Origin of the sequence: Acuticoccus yangtzensis, from assembly GCF_001927245.1 — a bacterium.
GTDB classification, from domain to species: Bacteria; Pseudomonadota; Alphaproteobacteria; order Rhizobiales; family Amorphaceae; genus Acuticoccus; species Acuticoccus yangtzensis.
This window is the reverse complement of record NZ_MJUX01000010.1, coordinates 64,544-81,604: the sequence shown is the minus strand read 5'-3', so window position 1 is coordinate 81,604 and position 17,061 is coordinate 64,544. Positions and strand designations below refer to the sequence as shown.

The window sequence follows — 17,061 nt, the reverse complement described above, 5'->3', positions numbered from 1 at the left end:
AGCCACCGCGCCGGGCGGGCGCGCTTTTGCTGACGGAGAGCCTGAGCCGGCGGTCCCTTGCGGCCCGTCCGCCTGCCGCAGCGCCCGCGCCGCAGGGGTCCCGCCCTGTTGCGCCGGCGGGCGATCCGGGCCACCTCCCCGGATGCATCCGGCCGAAGCTGGCCATTCGCATCGGGAACCGCCTTCAATGACCGCGATCTGTGTCCTCGGCGCCGGGGCCTTCGGGACGGCCCTTGCCATCGCCCTGTCGTCCGGCGGAGGGGCGGTGCGGCTGTGGGCGCGTGATCCGGAGGCCGTGCGCCTCATGGACGAAACGCGCGTCAATGCGGCCCGGCTTGCCGGTGTCATCTTTCCGCAAAGCCTCGAGGTCACCGCCGACCTCGGCGCCGCGCTCTCTTCCCGCACGGTCCTTCTCGCGGTGCCGATGCAGTCCTTGGCCGGGCTTCTGGCGCTGCCGGCCTTCGACGCGGTGCGCCGCGCTCCGGCCACGCGCGAGGGGGCGAGGGACGGCGAGGACGAAAGGGCCGGCGAGGGGGAAAGAGCGGGGGAAGACGAGCCCCGCTGCTTCGTCGCCTGCGCCAAGGGTGTCGATCTTGAAAGCGGTCTCGGCCCGACCGGGGTCATCGCCGCGGCCTGTCCGGGTGTGGTGGGGGCGATCCTCACCGGGCCGAGCTTCGCCGCCGACATCGCCCGCGGCCTGCCGACGGCGCTGACCCTCGCCTGTGCCGATCCGCGCGCCGGTGCGGCTCTGCAGGCGCGCCTCTCGACACCGCAGCTGCGGCTTTATCTCAGCCGGGACACGGTCGGTGCGGAGCTCGGCGGGGCGCTGAAGAATGTCGTCGCGCTGGCGGCGGGGGTGGCGATCGGGGCCGGCTTCGGGGAGAGCGCGCGGGCGGCCGTCATCACCCGCGGTTTTGCCGAGATCCGCCGTTTCGCCGAGGCGGCGGGGGCCGATCCCGACACCTTGAACGGCCTGTCGGGGCTCGGCGATCTGACGTTGACGGCGACGTCTGAGTCCTCGCGGAACTACCGGGCGGGTCTGGCGCTGGGGCGCGGCGAGGGGGTGCCCCAGGGCACCACGGAGGGGGTGGCGACTGCGGCGGCGGTGGCGCGCCTTGCCGCCGCGCGGGGCATTGCCATGCCGCTGACAGCGATGGTGGCGGCGCTCACCCGTGGCGAGGTGTCGGCGGGTGAGGCGGCGGCCGCACTGCTGGCCCGCCCGCTGAAGGCCGAGTGAGGCGCCACTTCCGCGCCAGCCCGGCCTAACCCCGGCACACGGCGCGGCGCGGCGCGGCGCCCGGCGTGACCCGGCATCCGGCGCGGCCCCGGCATCCGGCGTGGCCCGGCATCCGGGGCGGCCCCGGCATCCGGGGCGGCCCCGGCGCCCGGCGTGGCCCGGCATCCGGTGCGGCACGGCACCCGGCGTGGCCCGGCACTCGGCGTGGCCCGGCACCCGGCGCGGCGCGGCATCCGGCGCGGCCCGCCCCCGCACCGCGGCGGCGCTTCAAAAGGCGGCGGGGTCGCGGCCGCGGGGACACGTCATCTGGGGATCGGATGCGCTGCCGCCCGGTTCGGCCTCTCGACGCTTCGCACGACTTGGGCGACATCATGGGCCCATGGATCAGACCCGCCTCATCTTCCACCTCGGCATGCCCAAGACCGGGACCAGCATTCTCCAGAACAGCGTGACACGTGCGTTGCGCGAGACCGGCCCCCGGCTGATGGTGCCGGCCTTCGGGCGCGGCATGGGGATCGCCCACCACGCTTTGGTGCGCCGGGTGGCCGAGGCCGAACCCGGCTCAACCCTCCCGATCGCCGCCGAGCTTTCCCGCGAGATCGCCGCCCACAGGGCCGAGCAGATGGCGCGGACCCAACAGACGACACGCCCCGAGAAGACACGGGCCGATGGGACACGGCCCGAGAAGACGCAGCCCGAGAAGATGGCGGAGCAGGCGGCCACCCTGGAGAAGGGCGCTGCACAAGAGGGCGACGTGCAGGAGGGCGGCGCACAGGAGAGCGCCGCGCCGGAGGCAGACCTGAGCGGGGCCGGACCGGAGAGCGGCGCAGGCCACCCCCTCACCGTCTTCGTCAGCTCGGAGGGCTTCACCAACCTGTGCGGCGTGAAGCGCGCCGACCACCTGGCCGATTTCATCGACGCCTTCGAGGGCGTCTCGGTGGAGGTGCTGGTGGTGATCCGCGAGCTCTCCGACTTCCTGGAATCGATGTACCTGCAGAGCGCCCGCTTCGGCCACATGAAGGGGACGTTCGCAGACTATCTCACCTCGCGCCGGCGCTGGGTGCGGGACTATTTCAGGGGCCTTCTCGTCCTGCGCGCGCGGCTGGGGGAGCGGCTCGACATCGTCTTCCAGGCGCCCGGATTCGACATCCTGACCCATGCCAACGCGCTTCTGCGGCTGGAGGAGGGGACGTTGACGCGGGCCTCGCGCACGGTGCGCTCCACCGCCAAGCGCGAGTTGAAGGAGCAGGTGGCGCTCTCCTTCCTGGCCGAGACCGAGGCGGCCGCGGGCTTCAAGATCAGCCGCGACAAGCTGATGCGCGTGTTCGACGACCGGCCGGACGTCTTCGCCGGCCGCGTCGAGCGCTACACCCTCTATGGGCCCGAGGCGCGTCAGGCGACCTATGACGACCTCATCGCCGCGGCCGCCGAGACGGGGTTCACGGCGTATCTGGACGCCTTCGGGGGCGGTCTCAAAAGGCGTGACGTTCCGGTTTTCCCGTTCACCTTCGACCAGCTCGGCGCGGCCGATATCGCCGCCATCGCCGCTCTGCGCCCGCAGATCGAGGCGACGCCGCGCTGATCGGCGGCGACACGGCTCTCCCGCTGCCGCTCCTGCTCTCTCCCTCTCCCTCTCCCTCTCCCGCTTCTGCCCGCGTCCGCCCTGAAGACCGGGCGGGACCGGAGACGCACAGCCAGCTTTGCCGAGGACGATGTGGCCGAAGCGGTGTGGTCCGACGCCGAGATCGCCAGCGCCACGCCGATGACGGTGCAATATCTCACCATCAAGGCGCAGAATCCGGACGGCATCCAGTTCCACAGGATGGGCGAGGTCTACGCGATGGCGGACGCGGAGCTGGCCGCCAAGGCGCTCTTTATCCACTGCACCACGCGCGGCACCCATGCGGGGCAAGCCTGGCCTCGCGCCGGTTCCACGCGCCGCCCGTCCTACGCGCCTCTCTCCCATGCGCCCCCGCCCCGTGCACAGATCACCCTCTGGGGAGGGGCGAGCGGCGGTCACGTTCCTCAACGGCCCGGATCAGCCGGTGAGAGTTCGCAGGCCCGGCACGCGGCCTGTGCGGCGCACGAACTGAGGCGCTGCATCTGGATACCGTCGGGCTTTCTTGCCGACCCGTGCCTTCGAGAACCGTGGCGGGGTCAAGCAACCGCCAACAGTCGCCACGCACAGCTCCGAAAAGAGCGAGCATGGGGGAGGGCGCATGCTCGACGCCGCCACGGTTCGCCCCTGCCTCGCAGCCGCCGCTTCCTCTTCAGGATTGAGCGGCCGCCCGCCGGCGAGAGCCGACTGCGCTGCCGCGCAACCGGGTCTCATGGATGCCGCAGTCGGCAAAAATCGGTTCGTGGGCGTGCGAGGGGAACGTCCCTCGCGGCAGCGTTTCCACCCGGCAACGTGCCGGCGGGCCGGTCCAACGGCGCGGGTCCACAACGGCGCGCGGGGGTGCGCGGGTCCGAGAGGCGCGCGGCCGCCGTCGGCCTCATCGCCGTCACGGCACTGATCGAGCGGTCGCACCGCTCCGGCGCGTCCGATTCGGCGCCAGGGCGCACCCGCCGCGGCCTGGCCCGTTTCGGCAAGCACGACGTCGTCGGCCGCACCGTCACCATCAACCGCCCCCGCGCGGGCCCAAGGCCGGCCGATTGCAGCGGGAGCGCGCAACGGGAGAGCACGAAGAGGGAGCGCGCTCGCCGCGCCGGTCCTTTGGCACGGCCTGCGGATCACCGGCGCGACCTCACCTATCCAGCCCACCTCGCCGCCTCACCTCGCCCGGCCTCACCTCGCCGGCGTGGCCTCGGCGGCGAACAGGCGGCGCGCTTCGGGCATCAGGCGCTGGTGGCGGCGCATCGCGGCCTGCGCCTCGCCGAGCGTGGTGATCCCCGCCGCCTCCAGCATCGGGATCATGTGGAGAAGCACCTGACCCGTCGCCACCGCATCGCCCAGCGCGGTGTGGCGGGCGGCGGCGTCGATCGTCACACCCAGCCGCTCGGCGATGGCGTCCAGCGTATGGGTCTCGGCCTCGCCGAACAGAGCCGCCGACAACAGCACCGTGTCGAGCACCGGCGCGTCGAACGTCACCCCCTGCGCATGGCGGCCGAGAATGGCGAGGTCGAAGGGCGCGTTGTGCGCCACCAGAGTCTCGCCCCGCGCGAAGGCGTGGAAGGCGGCGACCGCCGCGGCCGGACCCGGCGCCTTGGCCACCATCTCCCCCGTAATACCGTGGACGCGCGAGGCGGCGGCCGGGATCGGCCGGCCCGGATCGACCAGCGTCTGAAACGCCTCCCCCTTCACCAGCCGCCCGTTGAGGACGCGAATGGCGCCGATCTGCACGAGGGCGTCCCGCTTGGGGTCGAGCCCGGTCGTCTCGGTGTCGAACACCACGAAGGGGAGCGCCTCCAGCCGGATCGCCGGGTCGACACCGCGCACCGGCCTGTCGATGAGCGCGAAGTCGAACACCAGAGGGCGCTCGGGAAGCTCTTCGCGATCGACGTCCATGGAGATGAGATAGCCGCCGCCGCGCCCCGTCAGGCGCAGGCTGGCGGTCAGCCGCCCGGCCCCGTCCGCCGTCGGCAGCGTGGTCTTCAGCGGCACCCCCGCCTGGGCGCGCAGAAGGTCGATCGCCGCCCTCAGCGCCCCTTCGTCGAAATAGCGGAAGATGGAGCGGCCGAGCCCCAGCGCCGCCACGCCGCCCAAGGCATGGACGCTCTGCCGGTCGTAGAGGGTGACGCGGTGATTGTGGTCGACCGCCATCACCGCGAGCGGGATTTCCGACAGGATGTCCGACAGGCGGGCCTTCTCCGCCTCCAGCTCGGCGGTGGCTCGGGCGAGGCGCTGGGCGGTGCCGAGGTCGGCGGCGGACAGGCGTTCGCACACCGCGGCCGCCGCCGGGGCGAGGTCGGCGAGGTGGCGCGCGGTGCTCACCTTGAGCGGCGCGGAGACCTTGCCGTGGGCATGGGCGCGCAGCGCCGCGGCCAGCGCGTCGATCGGCCGGGCGACGTTTTCGTCGAACAGAAGGGCGATCAGCGCGGCGGCGGCCGCGATGCCGAAGACGGCGACCGCGGCGGGGCCGATCAGAGCGTCCGCGGCAATGCCTGCCCGCAGCGCCACCAGTCCGCCGAGGCCGACCGAGAGGATGCCGAGCGCGGCCAGCGCCACGAAGAACAGCGCCATGCGCAGGCGCAATGTGAGCCGCGTGGGGCGCCGCTCCCGGCCGCTCATGGCTGCCCCCCGTGCCCTGGCGTGAGGAGGCCCGGCTGCGCGCCCATGCGGCGCGGATGGAGCGACGCAAAGAGAAGGCGTGTACCGCAGGCGTGGCGAGCTCCGTCTTCCCCCGCCCGCACCGCCCCGCGCCGAACGCCGTCCCTGGCCAAGCCGACGCCGCACTGAGCCGTGCGGCCTCCCTCCTGGGCCACCCGGTCGCCGTGCAGGGCCTCGCGGCTGCCTGGCGAGGCCACGCGATCCCCGTGCGAGGCCACCCGGCCGCCGTGCGGAGCCACGCGGCCGTCATGCGGAGCCACGTGGCCGCCCTGCGGGACCATGCGGTCGCCGTACGGAACCACGCGGTCGCCGTGCGGAGCCACGCGGCCCCCGTGCGGGACCACGCGGCCCCCGTGCGGGATCACGCGGCCCTCGTGCAGGGCCTCGCGGCCGCCGTGCGGAACCACGCGGCCGTCATGCGGAGCCACGTGGCCGCCCTGCGGGACCATGCGGTCGCCGTACGGAACCACGCGGCCGCCGTGCGGAGCCACGCGGCCGCCCTGCGGGACCATGCGGTCGCCGTGCAGAGCCACGCGGTCGCCGTGCGGGATCATGCGGACGCCGGATGGGGCCACGCGAATGCCGCGCGGAGCCATGCCGACAACGAACGGGGTCACGCAATCACAGCGCGGGGCCACGTGGACGCGGTGCGGGACCGTGCGAATGGCGGAGGGGGCCGGGCGCGCGATGGGCGGGTCCCTATCGAGACCACGCAGGACCCCGCACCCCGCCGCGGACAACCTCATGCGCAGACCCGGCGGGCAACCGGATTGTCCGCCCCCGTGTCGTACCACGTCGCCCCGTCCAGGCTGCCGTCCTCGCCAAGACGGGTGGCGCCGGTGATGTCCGCCCGCCGCCCCGCCTCGCAGTCGAACACCGCCTTCACATGCGCCGTCCTCTGCCAGCGCGCGAACACGAAAAGATCCGCCAGCCGCTGCCCCGGCGCATTCTCGTGCGTCAGAATGGAAGACCGGTCCACGGCAATGAACCGGTCGACATATGGATAAGCATAGGTCCACGGCCGCCACGGCGCCTTCGCCTCGTGGGTGAGCGCCACCTCGACCCCCATCGGCAACGCCTCCGACGTGCGCCCGAACCACGAATATTCCAGCGAGATCGCCACCCCCAGCATCCCGCACCCGGCCGCGACCGGCACCGCCCAGCGCGGCAGCACCCGCACCAGACGCCGCAAAATGAGCGCCAGCCCGCCTCCCAGGAATCCCGCCGTCAACACGGCGATCAACTCGAACAACATCTTTGTCCTCCCGTCCGGCGCGCTCTTCGGCAAAGCCGGTGCCCCTCGAGGGCGCTGCCGCAGACCCCTTCTCGCGGGGGCCTCTCCTCGTCTTCGATCGCCCGCCGTGCTGGGCCGCGATGCCTCTCTTATAGGGGCACCGCACGCCCCTCACATCACGCCGCGCCCCTCACATCACACCATGACCCTGGGTCGCCGCCGCCTGCATCTGCCGCACCACCACGAAAGCGTTGCGCAGATGACTCCGCTCGAACTCGCTGAGCACCGTCGGCGCCATGAAATTGTCCGGCCTGTCACCCCGCCGCGCTTGCCGCGCCTGATGCTCCAGCCGCATCTGCGCCACCAGATCATAAGCGTCGATCAGATCGTGCCCGCCACGCTCCGACACCACACCCGCCGCCACCGCCGCCTCCAGCCGCGCCCGCGTGTTCACCGCCGTCAGCCGCCCCCTCAGCGCATAGATCCGCCCCAGATCGACGATCGGCACCACACCGTTCAGCTTCATGTCGAGGTGGTTGCGGTGCTCGCCCGAACGCAGCGTCGCCAGCCCCCTGAGCAGGTTCAACGGCGGCGCATGCTTTAAGGAGTTGGACACCATGTGCGCCACGAAGATCGAGTTCCGCGACGCCGCCTCCAGCGTCTCCCCCTGCAGCCCCTCGTAGAGCGACACCTCGCCGCCGATCGGCCGCAGATCGAACATCACCGAAGCCAGCATCTGCGCCATCGGGTCGGGCTTGGCGATCCATCCCGCGAAATAGCGCCGCCACACCGCCAGCGGCTGACGCCACTTCGGGTTCGTCGCCATCATCTCGCCCGGACAATAGACGTAGCCGCAGCGGTGCAGCCCGTCCGACACGAATGTCGCCAGCGCCGCGAAATAGACGTCGTCCCCCGGCGCCATGGCGTCGGACAGGATGAGGCAATTGTCCTGGTCCGAGGTCCCCGTCTGCTCCCGCCGCCCCTGACTGCCGCACGCCAGCCATAAATAGGGAACCGGCGGCGGCCCCAGCTCCGCCTCCGCCATCCGCAGAAGACGCCGCGTCACCGTGTCCGCCACGTCGGTGATGAGCCGCGTCACCACCTCGTGCCGGTTCCCCGCCCCCACGAGCTGCACCAGAAGCTTGGGGATCCGGTCGGCGACGATCGCGAGCCCCTCGATGTCCGGCGCCGACGCCAGATCGCCGATGAGGTCGGCCGACGTCTCCGCCTGGAACCGCGTCAGATCCGTCTTGGAGACGATGCCGGCGAGCCCCGACACCCCGGCGACCGGAACGTGGCTGATGCCCCGCTCCATCATCATGTGCAGAACGTCGCTGCCCAGCGCGTCCGCCGGCAGCGTCGTCGGGTCATGCGTCATGATGCCGGCCACCGGACGCGACGGGTCCAGCCGCTCGGCCACCACCCGCGCCGCCATGTCCCGCACGGTGACGATCCCCCTCAGCGCCCCCGCCTCCACCACCAGAAGGCTGGAGATGCGCTCGTCGCGCAGGATCGCCGCCGCCTCGGCGATCGGCATCTCCGGCGGCACCGTCCGCGGCGGCGCCGACATCAGCGCCGCCACCTGCGTCTCCGCCAGCGTCTTCACCGCCGGACGCGCCGCCCGCCGCCGGGCGAAGAAGGCGTAAAACTCCTCGCCGCGCTCCAGCAGACGGCGGAAATCGTCCGCCGGAAGCATCAGCAAAGTGACGTCCGACAGCGCGATGGCCGACGCCTGCGCCAGACCGTCGACGATCAGCCCCCGCTCGCCGAACGTGTTGCGCGGGCCCAGCAGGGAGATGGTTTCGCCCGGATTGGCCGGGTCGACGATCTGCACCTGACCCGACACGATGATGAAGAGCCCCTCCAGCGCCTCCCCCTTGCGGAAGACCGCCGTGGCCGAGGGGACGGTGCGTTCGGTGAAACTCTCCGCGATCGCCGCCAGCTCCCGCGGAGCCAGCGCCGCCCAGGGCGGAATCGTCGCCAGAAATTCGGCCGTCGCCATGCCGTGTCCTCCGGCTCAAGCAGCGCGAAGCGCGATAGCCGGAACAAACCGGCTCAAGCAGCGCGAAGCGCGGTAGCCGGGAGAAACCGGCTCGAGTAGCGCGAAGCGCGGTAGCCGGGAGAAACCGGCTCGAGTAGCGCGAAGCGCGATTCACCCGAAGGCTCTGCCGGGAGGCACCGCCCATGCGAGGGGAGTTCCCCCCTCGCGCTCCCTCCGCTTCGCCAGCGGGCAGGCGGTCAGTTCGGGCTAAGAAGCCCGAGACTGACCACCTGTGACAAGGCTTGGAAGAAGCGTGACGGCGTCAAGGACCCGTGCTCCCCATGCTCGCCCGCCCCCCAAGAGGGCGGCCTGCGCGTGGGTCCGCGCGGATCCTTGACCCCGCCCCGCTCCTTCAGACGAAAATGATGAGAGGAGGGGGGCGCGAGGCCCCCCCTCCGCCGTCCTCAGTGGGCGCTCGCCGCACCCGCACCGCGCGGCACACGGACACTCTCGACGAGGTCCTTGATGTGCTGCGGCGTGTCCGCCGTCCGCGACGCCACGACATAGGCGACCGCGAAGTTGATCACCGCACCCACCGCGCCGATCGCCGTCGACTGAATGCCCAGAAGCGAACCCGCGATCGTGTCCGGGAACTGGTTCGTCCCCGGCAGGAAGAACCAGCCCTTGTGCATGAAGATGTAAACGACCGTGAAGATCAGACCGGCCAGCATGCCCGCGACCGCCCCCTTGTCGTTGATGCGCTTCGAGAAGATGCCCATCATCAACGCCGGGAAGATCGTCGCCGCCGCCAGACCGAACGCCAGCGCCACCGTCTGCGCCGCGAAACCCGGAGGGTTGAGGCCCAGATACGTCGCGACCGCAATGGCGACCGCCATCGAAATACGCGCCGCCAACAGCTCGCCCTTCTCCGAAATGTTCGGATTGATCGTCGCCTTCACAACGTCGTGGCTGATCGCCGACGAGATCGCGAGAAGCAGACCCGCCGCCGTCGACAAGGCCGCCGCGAGGCCACCCGCCGCCACCAGCGCGATCACCCACCCCGGAAGCTGCGCGATCTCGGGGTTCGCCAGCACCAGGATGTCGTTGTTCACCGTCAGCTCGTTGCCCTGCCAGCCACGCTCCGACGCCGTCGCCGCAAAACCATCCGACTTGTCGTTATAATACTGGATCAGACCGTCGCCGTTCTTGTCGTCCCAATTGAGAAGACCCGTGACCTCCCAGTTGTTCATCCAGTCCGGACGGTCCGCACCCGCGATCGGCGCCTCCGCCGTGCCGTTCGGATAAATCGTGTCGACGATGTTGAGACGCGCCATCGCCCCCACCGCCGGCGCGGTGATGTAGAGAAGCGCGATGAAGACCAGCGCCCAACCCGCCGACCAGCGCGCATCCGCAACCCGCGGCACCGTGAAGAAGCGGATGATCACGTGCGGCAGACCCGCCGTGCCGATCATCAGCGACAAGGTGAAGAGCGTCATGTTCATGACCGCCAGAGGCGAGCCGTCCTGCACCGTATAGGCGCCGAACCCGAGCTCCTGAATCACCTCGTTGAGACGGCCCAGCAGCGGCTCACCCGACGCCGTGTGCTCGCTGAACAGACCCAGACCCGGAATCGGCGTCCCCGTCAGATGCAGCGAAATGAACACCGCCGGAATGGTGTAGGCGGTGATCAGAACGATGTACTGCGCCACCTGCGTGTAGGTGATGCCCTTCATGCCGCCCAGAACCGCATACATGAAGACGATCGCCGCGCCGATGAAGAGACCGGTCGACGCATCCACCTCCAAAAAGCGCGAGAAGGCCACACCCACACCCGTCATCTGACCGATGACATAGGTCACCGAGGCGACGATCAGGCACACCACCGCCACCATGCGCGCCGTGCGGCTGTAGAACCGGTCGCCGATGAACTCCGGCACCGTGAACTTGCCGAACTTGCGCAGATAAGGCGCCAGAAGCAGCGCGAGAAGCACATAGCCGCCCGTCCAGCCCATCAGATAGGCCGACGCCGAGTAGCCGTTGAAGGCGATGAGACCCGCCATCGAAATGAACGAGGCCGCACTCATCCAGTCCGCCGCCGTCGCCATGCCGTTGGTGACCGGGTGAACACCCCGCCCCGCCGCATAGAACTCCGACGTCGACCCCGCCCGCGCCCAGATGGCGATGCCGATATACAGCGCGAAGGTCGCACCGACGACGAGAATATTGAGGGTATATTGATCCATGAAACCTTACTCCTCGTCCACGCCGTGCGTGCGGTCGAGGCTGTTCATCCGAAACGCATAGAAAAAGATCAGCACCAGGAAGACCAGAATGGACCCCTGCTGCGCGAACCAGAAGCCGAGATCCGTGCCGCCGACCGCAATGCCCGACAACAGCGGGCGAAGCAGGATCCCGAAGCCGAAGCTGACGATGCCCCAGACGATCAGGCAACCCACGATCAGGCGCAGATTGGCCTTCCAGTAGGCCTCACCCTCCGCCGTCAAGGATGAGGAATGTGACGTGTCGGCCATCGGCCGCCCTCCTTCGTTGTTTCCACTCGTGTCGTTCGGCAACCGGCGAAACCCGCCGGTGTCGTGGCAGCGCCGCCATCAGGCGGACGGCGCATCGTCGGGCGGTCATCCCCCGCCGCACGGCCCGGCCTCAGCCGCAACTGATAAAGACCGGCCTCAGCCGCGATTCATGCGGTGCGCGACGAGATCGTCGACCACGCCGGGGTCCGCCAAGGTCGAGGTGTCGCCGAGCTCCCCCGGCGCATCCTCCGCGATCTTGCGCAAAATCCGCCGCATGATCTTGCCCGACCGCGTCTTCGGAAGCCCCGGCGCCCACTGGATCAGATCCGGCTTGGCGATCGGCCCGATCTCGGACCGCACGAAGTCGCTGAGCTCCTTCCTCAGCGCCTCCGTCGGCTCCACGTCCCCCATCAAGGTCACATAGGCGTAGATGCCCTGACCCTTGATCGGATGCGGGAAACCCACCACCGCCGCCTCGGCCACCTTCTCGTGCGCCACCAGCGCCGATTCCACCTCGGCCGTCCCCATCCGGTGGCCCGACACGTTGATCACGTCGTCGATCCGCCCGGTGATCCAATAATAACCGTCCGCGTCACGCCGACAGCCGTCACCGGTAAAATAATACCCGGGATATTGCTGGAAGTAGGTGTCCATGAAGCGCTGGTGATCGCCCCACACCGTACGCATCTGCCCCGGCCATGACGCGGCGATGACGAGAACGCCCTCCGCCGGATCGGTGGTGATGACCTCACCCGAGGTCGGCTCCAGCACCTTCGGCTCGACCCCGTAGAAAGGCAGCGTCGCCGAACCCGGCTTGGTCGCGATCTGCCCCGGAATGGGGGTGATGAGATGCCCGCCCGTCTCCGTCTGCCACCAGGTGTCGACGATCGGGCAGCGCCCCTTGCCGATCACCCTGTCATACCAGTTCCACGCCTCCGGATTGATCGGCTCGCCCACCGTGCCGAGGATCCTGAGCGAGGACAGGTCGTATTTCGCGACCACCTCCTCGCCCTTGCCCATCAGCGCCCGGATCGCCGTCGGCGCGGTGTAGAACTGGTTGACCTTGTGCTTCTCGCAGACCGCCCAGAAACGCCCCGCGTCCGGATAGGTCGGCACACCCTCGAACATCAGCGTCGTCGCCCCGTTGGCGAGCGGGCCGTAGACGATGTAGCTGTGCCCCGTCACCCAGCCGACATCGGCGGTGCACCAGTAGACGTCGCCGGGGCGGTAGTCGAACACCGTTTCGTGGGTCAGCGCCGCCCACACCAGATAGCCGCCGGAGGTGTGCACCACCCCCTTGGGCTTACCCGTCGAGCCGGAGGTGTAGAGGATGAAGAGCGGGTCCTCCGCCCCCATCTCCGCGGCCGGACAGTCGGCCGGAACGGTGGCCTCCATCTCGTGCAGCCAGTGGTCGCGCCCGGTGGTCCAGGCGACCTGCTGGCCGGTGCGCTTCACCACCAGCACCTTGGGATCGACCGCCGCGTGGTTCAGCGCCTTGTTGACGTTGTCCTTCAGGTTCGTCACCCGGCCGCCGCGCGGCGCACCGTCCGCCGTCACCACCACCTTGGCGCCGCAATCGTCGACGCGGTTGGCGAGCGCGTCGGGCGAGAAGCCCGCGAACACCACCGAGTGGATGGCGCCGATGCGCGCCGACGCCAGCATCGCCACCGCCGCCTCGGGGATCATCGGCAGATAGAGGACGACCCGGTCGCCCTTGCCGACGCCGAGCTCCTTCAGGACGTTGGCGAACCGGCAGACGCGCGCGTGAAGCTCGCGATAGGTGATCGCCTCCGCCGGCGCGCTGGGATCGTCCGGCTCGAACAGGATCGCGGTCTCGTCGCCGCGCGTTGCAAGGTGACGGTCGAGGCAGTTGGCGGCGACGTTCAAGGTGCCGTCGGCGAACCATTCGATCGACACGTCCGGGTAATGGAAATTGACAGAGCGCACGGTCTGGAACGGCTTGATCCAGTCGATGCGCCGGCCATGCTCGGACCAGAAGGCGTCCGGGTCGGCGAGAGATCGCGCATAGGCTGCGTCATAGGCCGCGCGGCCGGTGGCGGGGCCGGTCGATGAGGAGCCGGGAACGGTGGAGCTTAAAGCCTCCATGACGGTTCTCTTTCGTGATGATCAACGGCACACTGGGCGCTTACACATCAATCCAGAGTTTTGAGAAGATCCTGAACGACCTGCACCAACGATCTTGTAAATTCATTGTTGCGTCGATCACCGTGCTGAAAATTGCTCACGATGCTTGAGGCTTGAACTATCGGGATTGCGGCCTGGCGACCACGCTGCGAGGGCGCCCCAATCCGGCCTCATGGTGCGCGAAACGCGGCAGCGACCACGCCGCGCCGTCACTCCAACCCGGCCTCAAGGTGCGCGAAGCGCGATAGGCCGAGAAAGCGCCTCATGTAGCGCAAAGCGCGGTAGGCCAAAAAAGACTGCGACAGGCCAAACAAACCCCGCTCGGGCACCCACCAAAGGACAGGCTTGGTCTGTCCCCCGGACCCGGCCATCACGAACTGGCCCTGCCCGCGGACGAGGCCCTGCACAAGGGACGCCTTCGGCTCTACGCCCTTGTGCAGAACCTCGCCCGCAGGCCGGCTGGCGTTCGCGACGGCCGGCTCCAGAGGACAGACCAGCGGCACCATCCTCCTGTGACGCGGAACGCGGAACCGCCGTGATGGGACGCGGCGGAACGTGGCGCCTCACTGAAGAAGGGGGGGATGTGAAGGGGCGGCGGGCGCAATTTCATGCTCGGTTCGCCCCTGTGCTGGCGGGCACGGCGGGGGGACGAGGGGGCAGCCATCTTCAGTGTGTCGGCAGGACGCCACACCCTCAGAGCACACGAAGAGGAACGACCCCATGAACAAGACCTTCATCGCCGCTTCCACCGCCATCGTGATGACGCTGACCGCCGTCGCCGCGACCGCCCCCGCCACCGCCGCGCCGCTCAACTTGGGCGCCAAGATCGAAGCCCAAGGCAGCATCGAAACCGTCGGCAACCGCAACGGGCGCAACGCCGCCGCCGCCATCATCGGCCTCAGCGCCTTCGCCATCGGCGCTGCCGCCGTGGCCTCCGGCACCTATCAGGAACCCCGCCGCCACCGCGGCTACCGCGACGATCACGGCGAGGTCCGCCCCGTCCGCGAAAGCCGCCGCCGCTGCCACATCGAGCGCACCGAGCGCTGGTCCAACCGCCGCGGCGCCTACGTCGTCACCAAGGAGAAGGTCTGCTACTGAGGCCGGAGCCCTCCCGCTCGAACGAAAGGCGTCGCCCCGTGGGCGGCGCCTTCGCCGTTCAGCCGCCGCGCAATTCACCCACCAGACCGACGAGAAGCTGGCGCAGCCAGGCATGAGCCGGATCCCGGTCGCGCGAGGCATGCCACAACAGCGACACCGCAACGTCGTCGATCTCCACCGGCGGCGGACTGAGGTCCAGCGTGTAGGCCTCCGCGAACAACCGCGCCACGCGGGCATGCATCGTCACCAGGACAGGCGCCCGCGCCACGAGGGCCGGTACACTCAAAAAGTGCGGCGTCGTCAGCACCACCGTGCGGCTGAGACCGAGCGGCTCCAACGCATCGTCCACCACACCGCGCACCCCTTCGCCATGGCGCAGGCTCGTCAGGATGTGCGGCACGCTTAAATAGTCGTCTAATGAGATCGGCGCCGACAGCCCGGTCTGCGCCGCGGAAAACATCGTCACATAGCTCTCCGACATCAGAAGGCGCCACTTGTGGTGCGCCCGCCCGTGCGGAAAGTCGCCGTAGCCGATGGCGAGCTCGATCCGGTCGGCATCGAGATCGTCGAGCAGACCGGCCGAATCGATGGTCTGAAGATGCAGCCCGATACCCGGCGCATGCGCCCGCAAATGGGCGAGAAGCGCCGGGCCGATCAGCATTTCCATGGAATCGGGCAGTCCGAGGCGGAAGGTGCGCACCGCGGTGCCGGGATCGAATGTCTCGTCGCGGGCGAGGAGGGCGCGGATGTCCCTCAGCGCCGCATCGACAGGCTCGGCCAGCGCCATGGCCCGCGGCGTCGGACGCAGACCGTCCGGACCCCGCACCAGAAGCTCATCATCGAACAGTTGACGCAGGCGGGCGAGGTTGTGGCTCATCGCCGACTGGCTGAGCCCGACACGCGCGGCGGCCCGCGTCACGCTGCGTTCGGCGATCAGCGCCTCGAAATGCACCAGGAGGTTGAGGTCGGCCTTGGAAAGATCGACGCCATCGATACCCAAAATGCATCCTATCCGTTTGATCGATGCGCCGATCCATCCGATCTCTGGGGACACGCCAAACGGTTCGCCGCTGCGCCGGTCCCGCCTCGTCGAGGCCGGGCCTGTGCGGTCGCGGGACCCCCGGCCCCTTGTTCAGGAGAGTCCCATGTCCTTCGCTTCGAAGCTCGCCCCCTTCCTCGCCACCGTCGCCCTCGGCGCCACCCCCGCCTTGGCCGGTGACACCACCCCGAGCGCGGCCCATCTTCTCGACCTCGGCGCCGTGTCGGGCGTCGCCTACTACACCATCGAGCCGCAGGGCTTCCGCGTCGTCGCGACTTTGGTCGAAGGCGAGGGCGGCACCCCGGTGCGCGTCAGCGGTCTCCTGGCGCCGGGCCAGAGCCTGACCCTGTCGACCCCGCGCGAGGCGGGCCTGTCCCCGGTCGCGGTCGAGATCAGCCGCGAGGCGGACACGCTGCTCGTCACCTCCAGCGAGATGATCACCAACTGATCGCCCCGTGATCGCGGTCCCTTCCCTTGCGCCTGCGCCCGCGGCCTGCCAATGGCGGGTCACGCGGGCGCGAAAAGGGACAGCGATCATGATGATGTCGACGATGCCGGAGACGGTTCTTCCATGAAGGGCATCGTTCTGGCCGGTGGATCGGGCACGCGGCTTTATCCGATCACGCACGTGATCTCCAAGCAGCTCCTCCCGGTCTACGACAAGCCGATGATCTACTATCCCGTGTCGACGCTGATGCTCGCCGGGATCCGCGACATTCTGGTGATCACCACGCCGCACGACGCGCCGTTGTTCGAGCGCATGCTGGGCGACGGCAGCCAGTGGGGCATTTCGATCACCTTCGCCCAGCAGCCGAAGCCGGAGGGTCTGGCGCAGGCCTTCATCATCGGCCGTGAGTTCGTGGGCGACGACAGCGTCGCCTTGGTGCTGGGCGACAACATCTATTATGGGCACGGCCTGGAGGAGATGTTGCAGGAGGCCGCGGCGCGGGACAGCGGCGCCACCGTCTTCGCCTATTATGTGCGCGACCCGGAGCGTTACGGCGTTCTGGAGTTCGACAAGGCGGGGACGCCGGTTCGCATCCTCGAAAAGCCGCCGGTGGCACCGTCCAACTACGCGGTGACGGGCCTTTATTTCTACGACAACGACGTTCTGGACATCGCGGCGAACATCAAGCCGTCTCCGCGGGGCGAACTCGAGATCACCGACGTCAACCAGGTCTATCTCGACCGGCGCGCCCTGAACGCCCAGACGATGGGGCGGGGCTATGCCTGGTTCGACACCGGCACCCACGACAGTCTGCTCGATGCGGCCCTCTTCATCCGCGCGCTGGAGCAGCGGCAGGGTCTGAGGATCGCGTGTCCCGAAGAGATCGCGTGGCGTCAGGGCTGGCTGTCCGACGAGGCGCTGGTGGCGATGGCCGAGCCCTTGAAGAAGAGCGGCTACGGCGCCTATCTGCTCGGCCTTCTCGAAGGAGACGGCGTGCGCCGCTGAGACGGCTCATGTTCTGAAGGAGTGTGGTGGGGTCAAGACCTCGCCCGGACCCGCGCACAGGCCGCTTCTTCAG

General features: G+C 69.5%; 13 protein-coding genes and 1 pseudogene. 6 read left to right on the top strand and 8 right to left on the bottom strand.

Annotation, left to right across the window (positions count from 1 at the left end; all coding sequences use genetic code 11):
• The first annotated feature begins 187 nt into the window (after positions 1-187).
• The 3 genes and pseudogenes from BIX52_RS19785 to BIX52_RS24100 all read left to right on the top strand — a co-directional run.
• Positions 188-1,237, top strand: coding sequence for an NAD(P)H-dependent glycerol-3-phosphate dehydrogenase (locus BIX52_RS19785; protein ID WP_075222840.1), 1,050 nt, complete (start codon positions 188-190; stop codon positions 1,235-1,237).
• Between the two features lie 379 nt (positions 1,238-1,616).
• On the top strand, positions 1,617-2,819 hold the full coding sequence (locus BIX52_RS19780) for a hypothetical protein (RefSeq protein WP_075222839.1): 1,203 nt from the start codon (positions 1,617-1,619) through the stop codon (positions 2,817-2,819).
• 180 nt (positions 2,820-2,999) lie between these two features.
• A pseudogene (locus BIX52_RS24100) lies at positions 3,000-3,155 on the top strand (MutS N-terminal domain-containing protein); the annotation flags it as partial.
• Between the two features lie 870 nt (positions 3,156-4,025).
• Here the strand turns inward: BIX52_RS24100 and BIX52_RS19770 are convergent.
• From BIX52_RS19770 to BIX52_RS19735, 7 genes are all read right to left on the bottom strand, one after another.
• Positions 4,026-5,468: a 3'-5' exonuclease gene (locus tag BIX52_RS19770; protein ID WP_075222838.1), complete on the bottom strand. Its 1,443-nt coding sequence runs from the start codon at positions 5,466-5,468 to the stop codon at positions 4,026-4,028.
• 781 nt (positions 5,469-6,249) lie between these two features.
• Complete coding sequence (locus tag BIX52_RS19760) at positions 6,250-6,762, bottom strand: hypothetical protein (protein WP_075222836.1); 513 nt, start codon at positions 6,760-6,762, stop codon at positions 6,250-6,252.
• Positions 6,763-6,931: 169 nt separating this feature from the next.
• Complete coding sequence (locus tag BIX52_RS19755; protein WP_075222835.1) at positions 6,932-8,743, bottom strand: DUF294 nucleotidyltransferase-like domain-containing protein; 1,812 nt, start codon at positions 8,741-8,743, stop codon at positions 6,932-6,934.
• Between the two features lie 443 nt (positions 8,744-9,186).
• Entirely contained in the window at positions 9,187-10,965 is a 1,779-nt protein-coding gene (locus BIX52_RS19750) for a sodium:solute symporter family protein (RefSeq protein WP_075222834.1), read from the bottom strand.
• 6 nt (positions 10,966-10,971) lie between these two features.
• The gene (locus tag BIX52_RS19745) at positions 10,972-11,253 is read right to left on the bottom strand and encodes a DUF4212 domain-containing protein (RefSeq protein ID WP_075222833.1); all 282 of its coding nucleotides are present in this window, start codon (positions 11,251-11,253) and stop codon (positions 10,972-10,974) included.
• Between the two features lie 156 nt (positions 11,254-11,409).
• A complete protein-coding gene (acs, locus tag BIX52_RS19740; RefSeq protein WP_075222832.1) occupies positions 11,410-13,359 on the bottom strand; it encodes an acetate--CoA ligase in 1,950 nt (649 codons plus the stop codon).
• 248 nt (positions 13,360-13,607) lie between these two features.
• Positions 13,608-13,904, bottom strand: coding sequence for a hypothetical protein (locus BIX52_RS19735; protein WP_075222831.1), 297 nt, complete (start codon positions 13,902-13,904; stop codon positions 13,608-13,610).
• 214 nt (positions 13,905-14,118) lie between these two features.
• Between BIX52_RS19735 and BIX52_RS19730 the strand changes: the two genes are divergently transcribed.
• Entirely contained in the window at positions 14,119-14,496 is a 378-nt protein-coding gene (locus tag BIX52_RS19730; protein WP_075222830.1) for a hypothetical protein, read from the top strand.
• Positions 14,497-14,554: 58 nt separating this feature from the next.
• On the opposite strand, the gene BIX52_RS19725 is transcribed toward BIX52_RS19730, so the two are convergent.
• Positions 14,555-15,496 (bottom strand): LysR family transcriptional regulator, encoded by a 942-nt coding sequence (locus BIX52_RS19725; protein WP_075222829.1) that lies wholly within the window; start codon positions 15,494-15,496, stop codon positions 14,555-14,557.
• Between the two features lie 145 nt (positions 15,497-15,641).
• Between BIX52_RS19725 and BIX52_RS19720 the strand changes: the two genes are divergently transcribed.
• Both BIX52_RS19720 and rfbA read left to right on the top strand, forming a co-directional pair.
• A complete protein-coding gene (locus BIX52_RS19720; protein ID WP_075222828.1) occupies positions 15,642-15,983 on the top strand; it encodes a hypothetical protein in 342 nt (113 codons plus the stop codon).
• A 123-nt stretch (positions 15,984-16,106) separates the two neighbouring features.
• On the top strand, positions 16,107-16,988 hold the full coding sequence (gene rfbA, locus BIX52_RS19715) for a glucose-1-phosphate thymidylyltransferase RfbA (RefSeq protein WP_075222827.1): 882 nt from the start codon (positions 16,107-16,109) through the stop codon (positions 16,986-16,988).
• Positions 16,989-17,061 lie beyond the last annotated feature (73 nt).

What these genes read in the sequence shown, in the direction of transcription:
- BIX52_RS19785 (WP_075222840.1), top strand. Translation starts at nt 188, where the DNA reads ATGACCGCGATCTGTGTCCTCGGCGCCGGGGCCTTCGGGACGGCCCTT.
- BIX52_RS19780 (WP_075222839.1), top strand. Translation starts at nt 1,617, where the DNA reads ATGGATCAGACCCGCCTCATCTTCCACCTCGGCATGCCCAAGACCGGG.
- BIX52_RS19770 (WP_075222838.1), bottom strand. Translation starts at nt 5,468, where the DNA reads ATGAGCGGCCGGGAGCGGCGCCCCACGCGGCTCACATTGCGCCTGCGC.
- BIX52_RS19760 (WP_075222836.1), bottom strand. Translation starts at nt 6,762, where the DNA reads ATGTTGTTCGAGTTGATCGCCGTGTTGACGGCGGGATTCCTGGGAGGC.
- BIX52_RS19755 (WP_075222835.1), bottom strand. Translation starts at nt 8,743, where the DNA reads ATGGCGACGGCCGAATTTCTGGCGACGATTCCGCCCTGGGCGGCGCTG.
- BIX52_RS19750 (WP_075222834.1), bottom strand. Translation starts at nt 10,965, where the DNA reads ATGGATCAATATACCCTCAATATTCTCGTCGTCGGTGCGACCTTCGCG.
- BIX52_RS19745 (WP_075222833.1), bottom strand. Translation starts at nt 11,253, where the DNA reads ATGGCCGACACGTCACATTCCTCATCCTTGACGGCGGAGGGTGAGGCC.
- acs (WP_075222832.1), bottom strand. Translation starts at nt 13,359, where the DNA reads ATGGAGGCTTTAAGCTCCACCGTTCCCGGCTCCTCATCGACCGGCCCC.
- BIX52_RS19735 (WP_075222831.1), bottom strand. Translation starts at nt 13,904, where the DNA reads ATGGTGCCGCTGGTCTGTCCTCTGGAGCCGGCCGTCGCGAACGCCAGC.
- BIX52_RS19730 (WP_075222830.1), top strand. Translation starts at nt 14,119, where the DNA reads ATGAACAAGACCTTCATCGCCGCTTCCACCGCCATCGTGATGACGCTG.
- BIX52_RS19720 (WP_075222828.1), top strand. Translation starts at nt 15,642, where the DNA reads ATGTCCTTCGCTTCGAAGCTCGCCCCCTTCCTCGCCACCGTCGCCCTC.
- rfbA (WP_075222827.1), top strand. Translation starts at nt 16,107, where the DNA reads ATGAAGGGCATCGTTCTGGCCGGTGGATCGGGCACGCGGCTTTATCCG.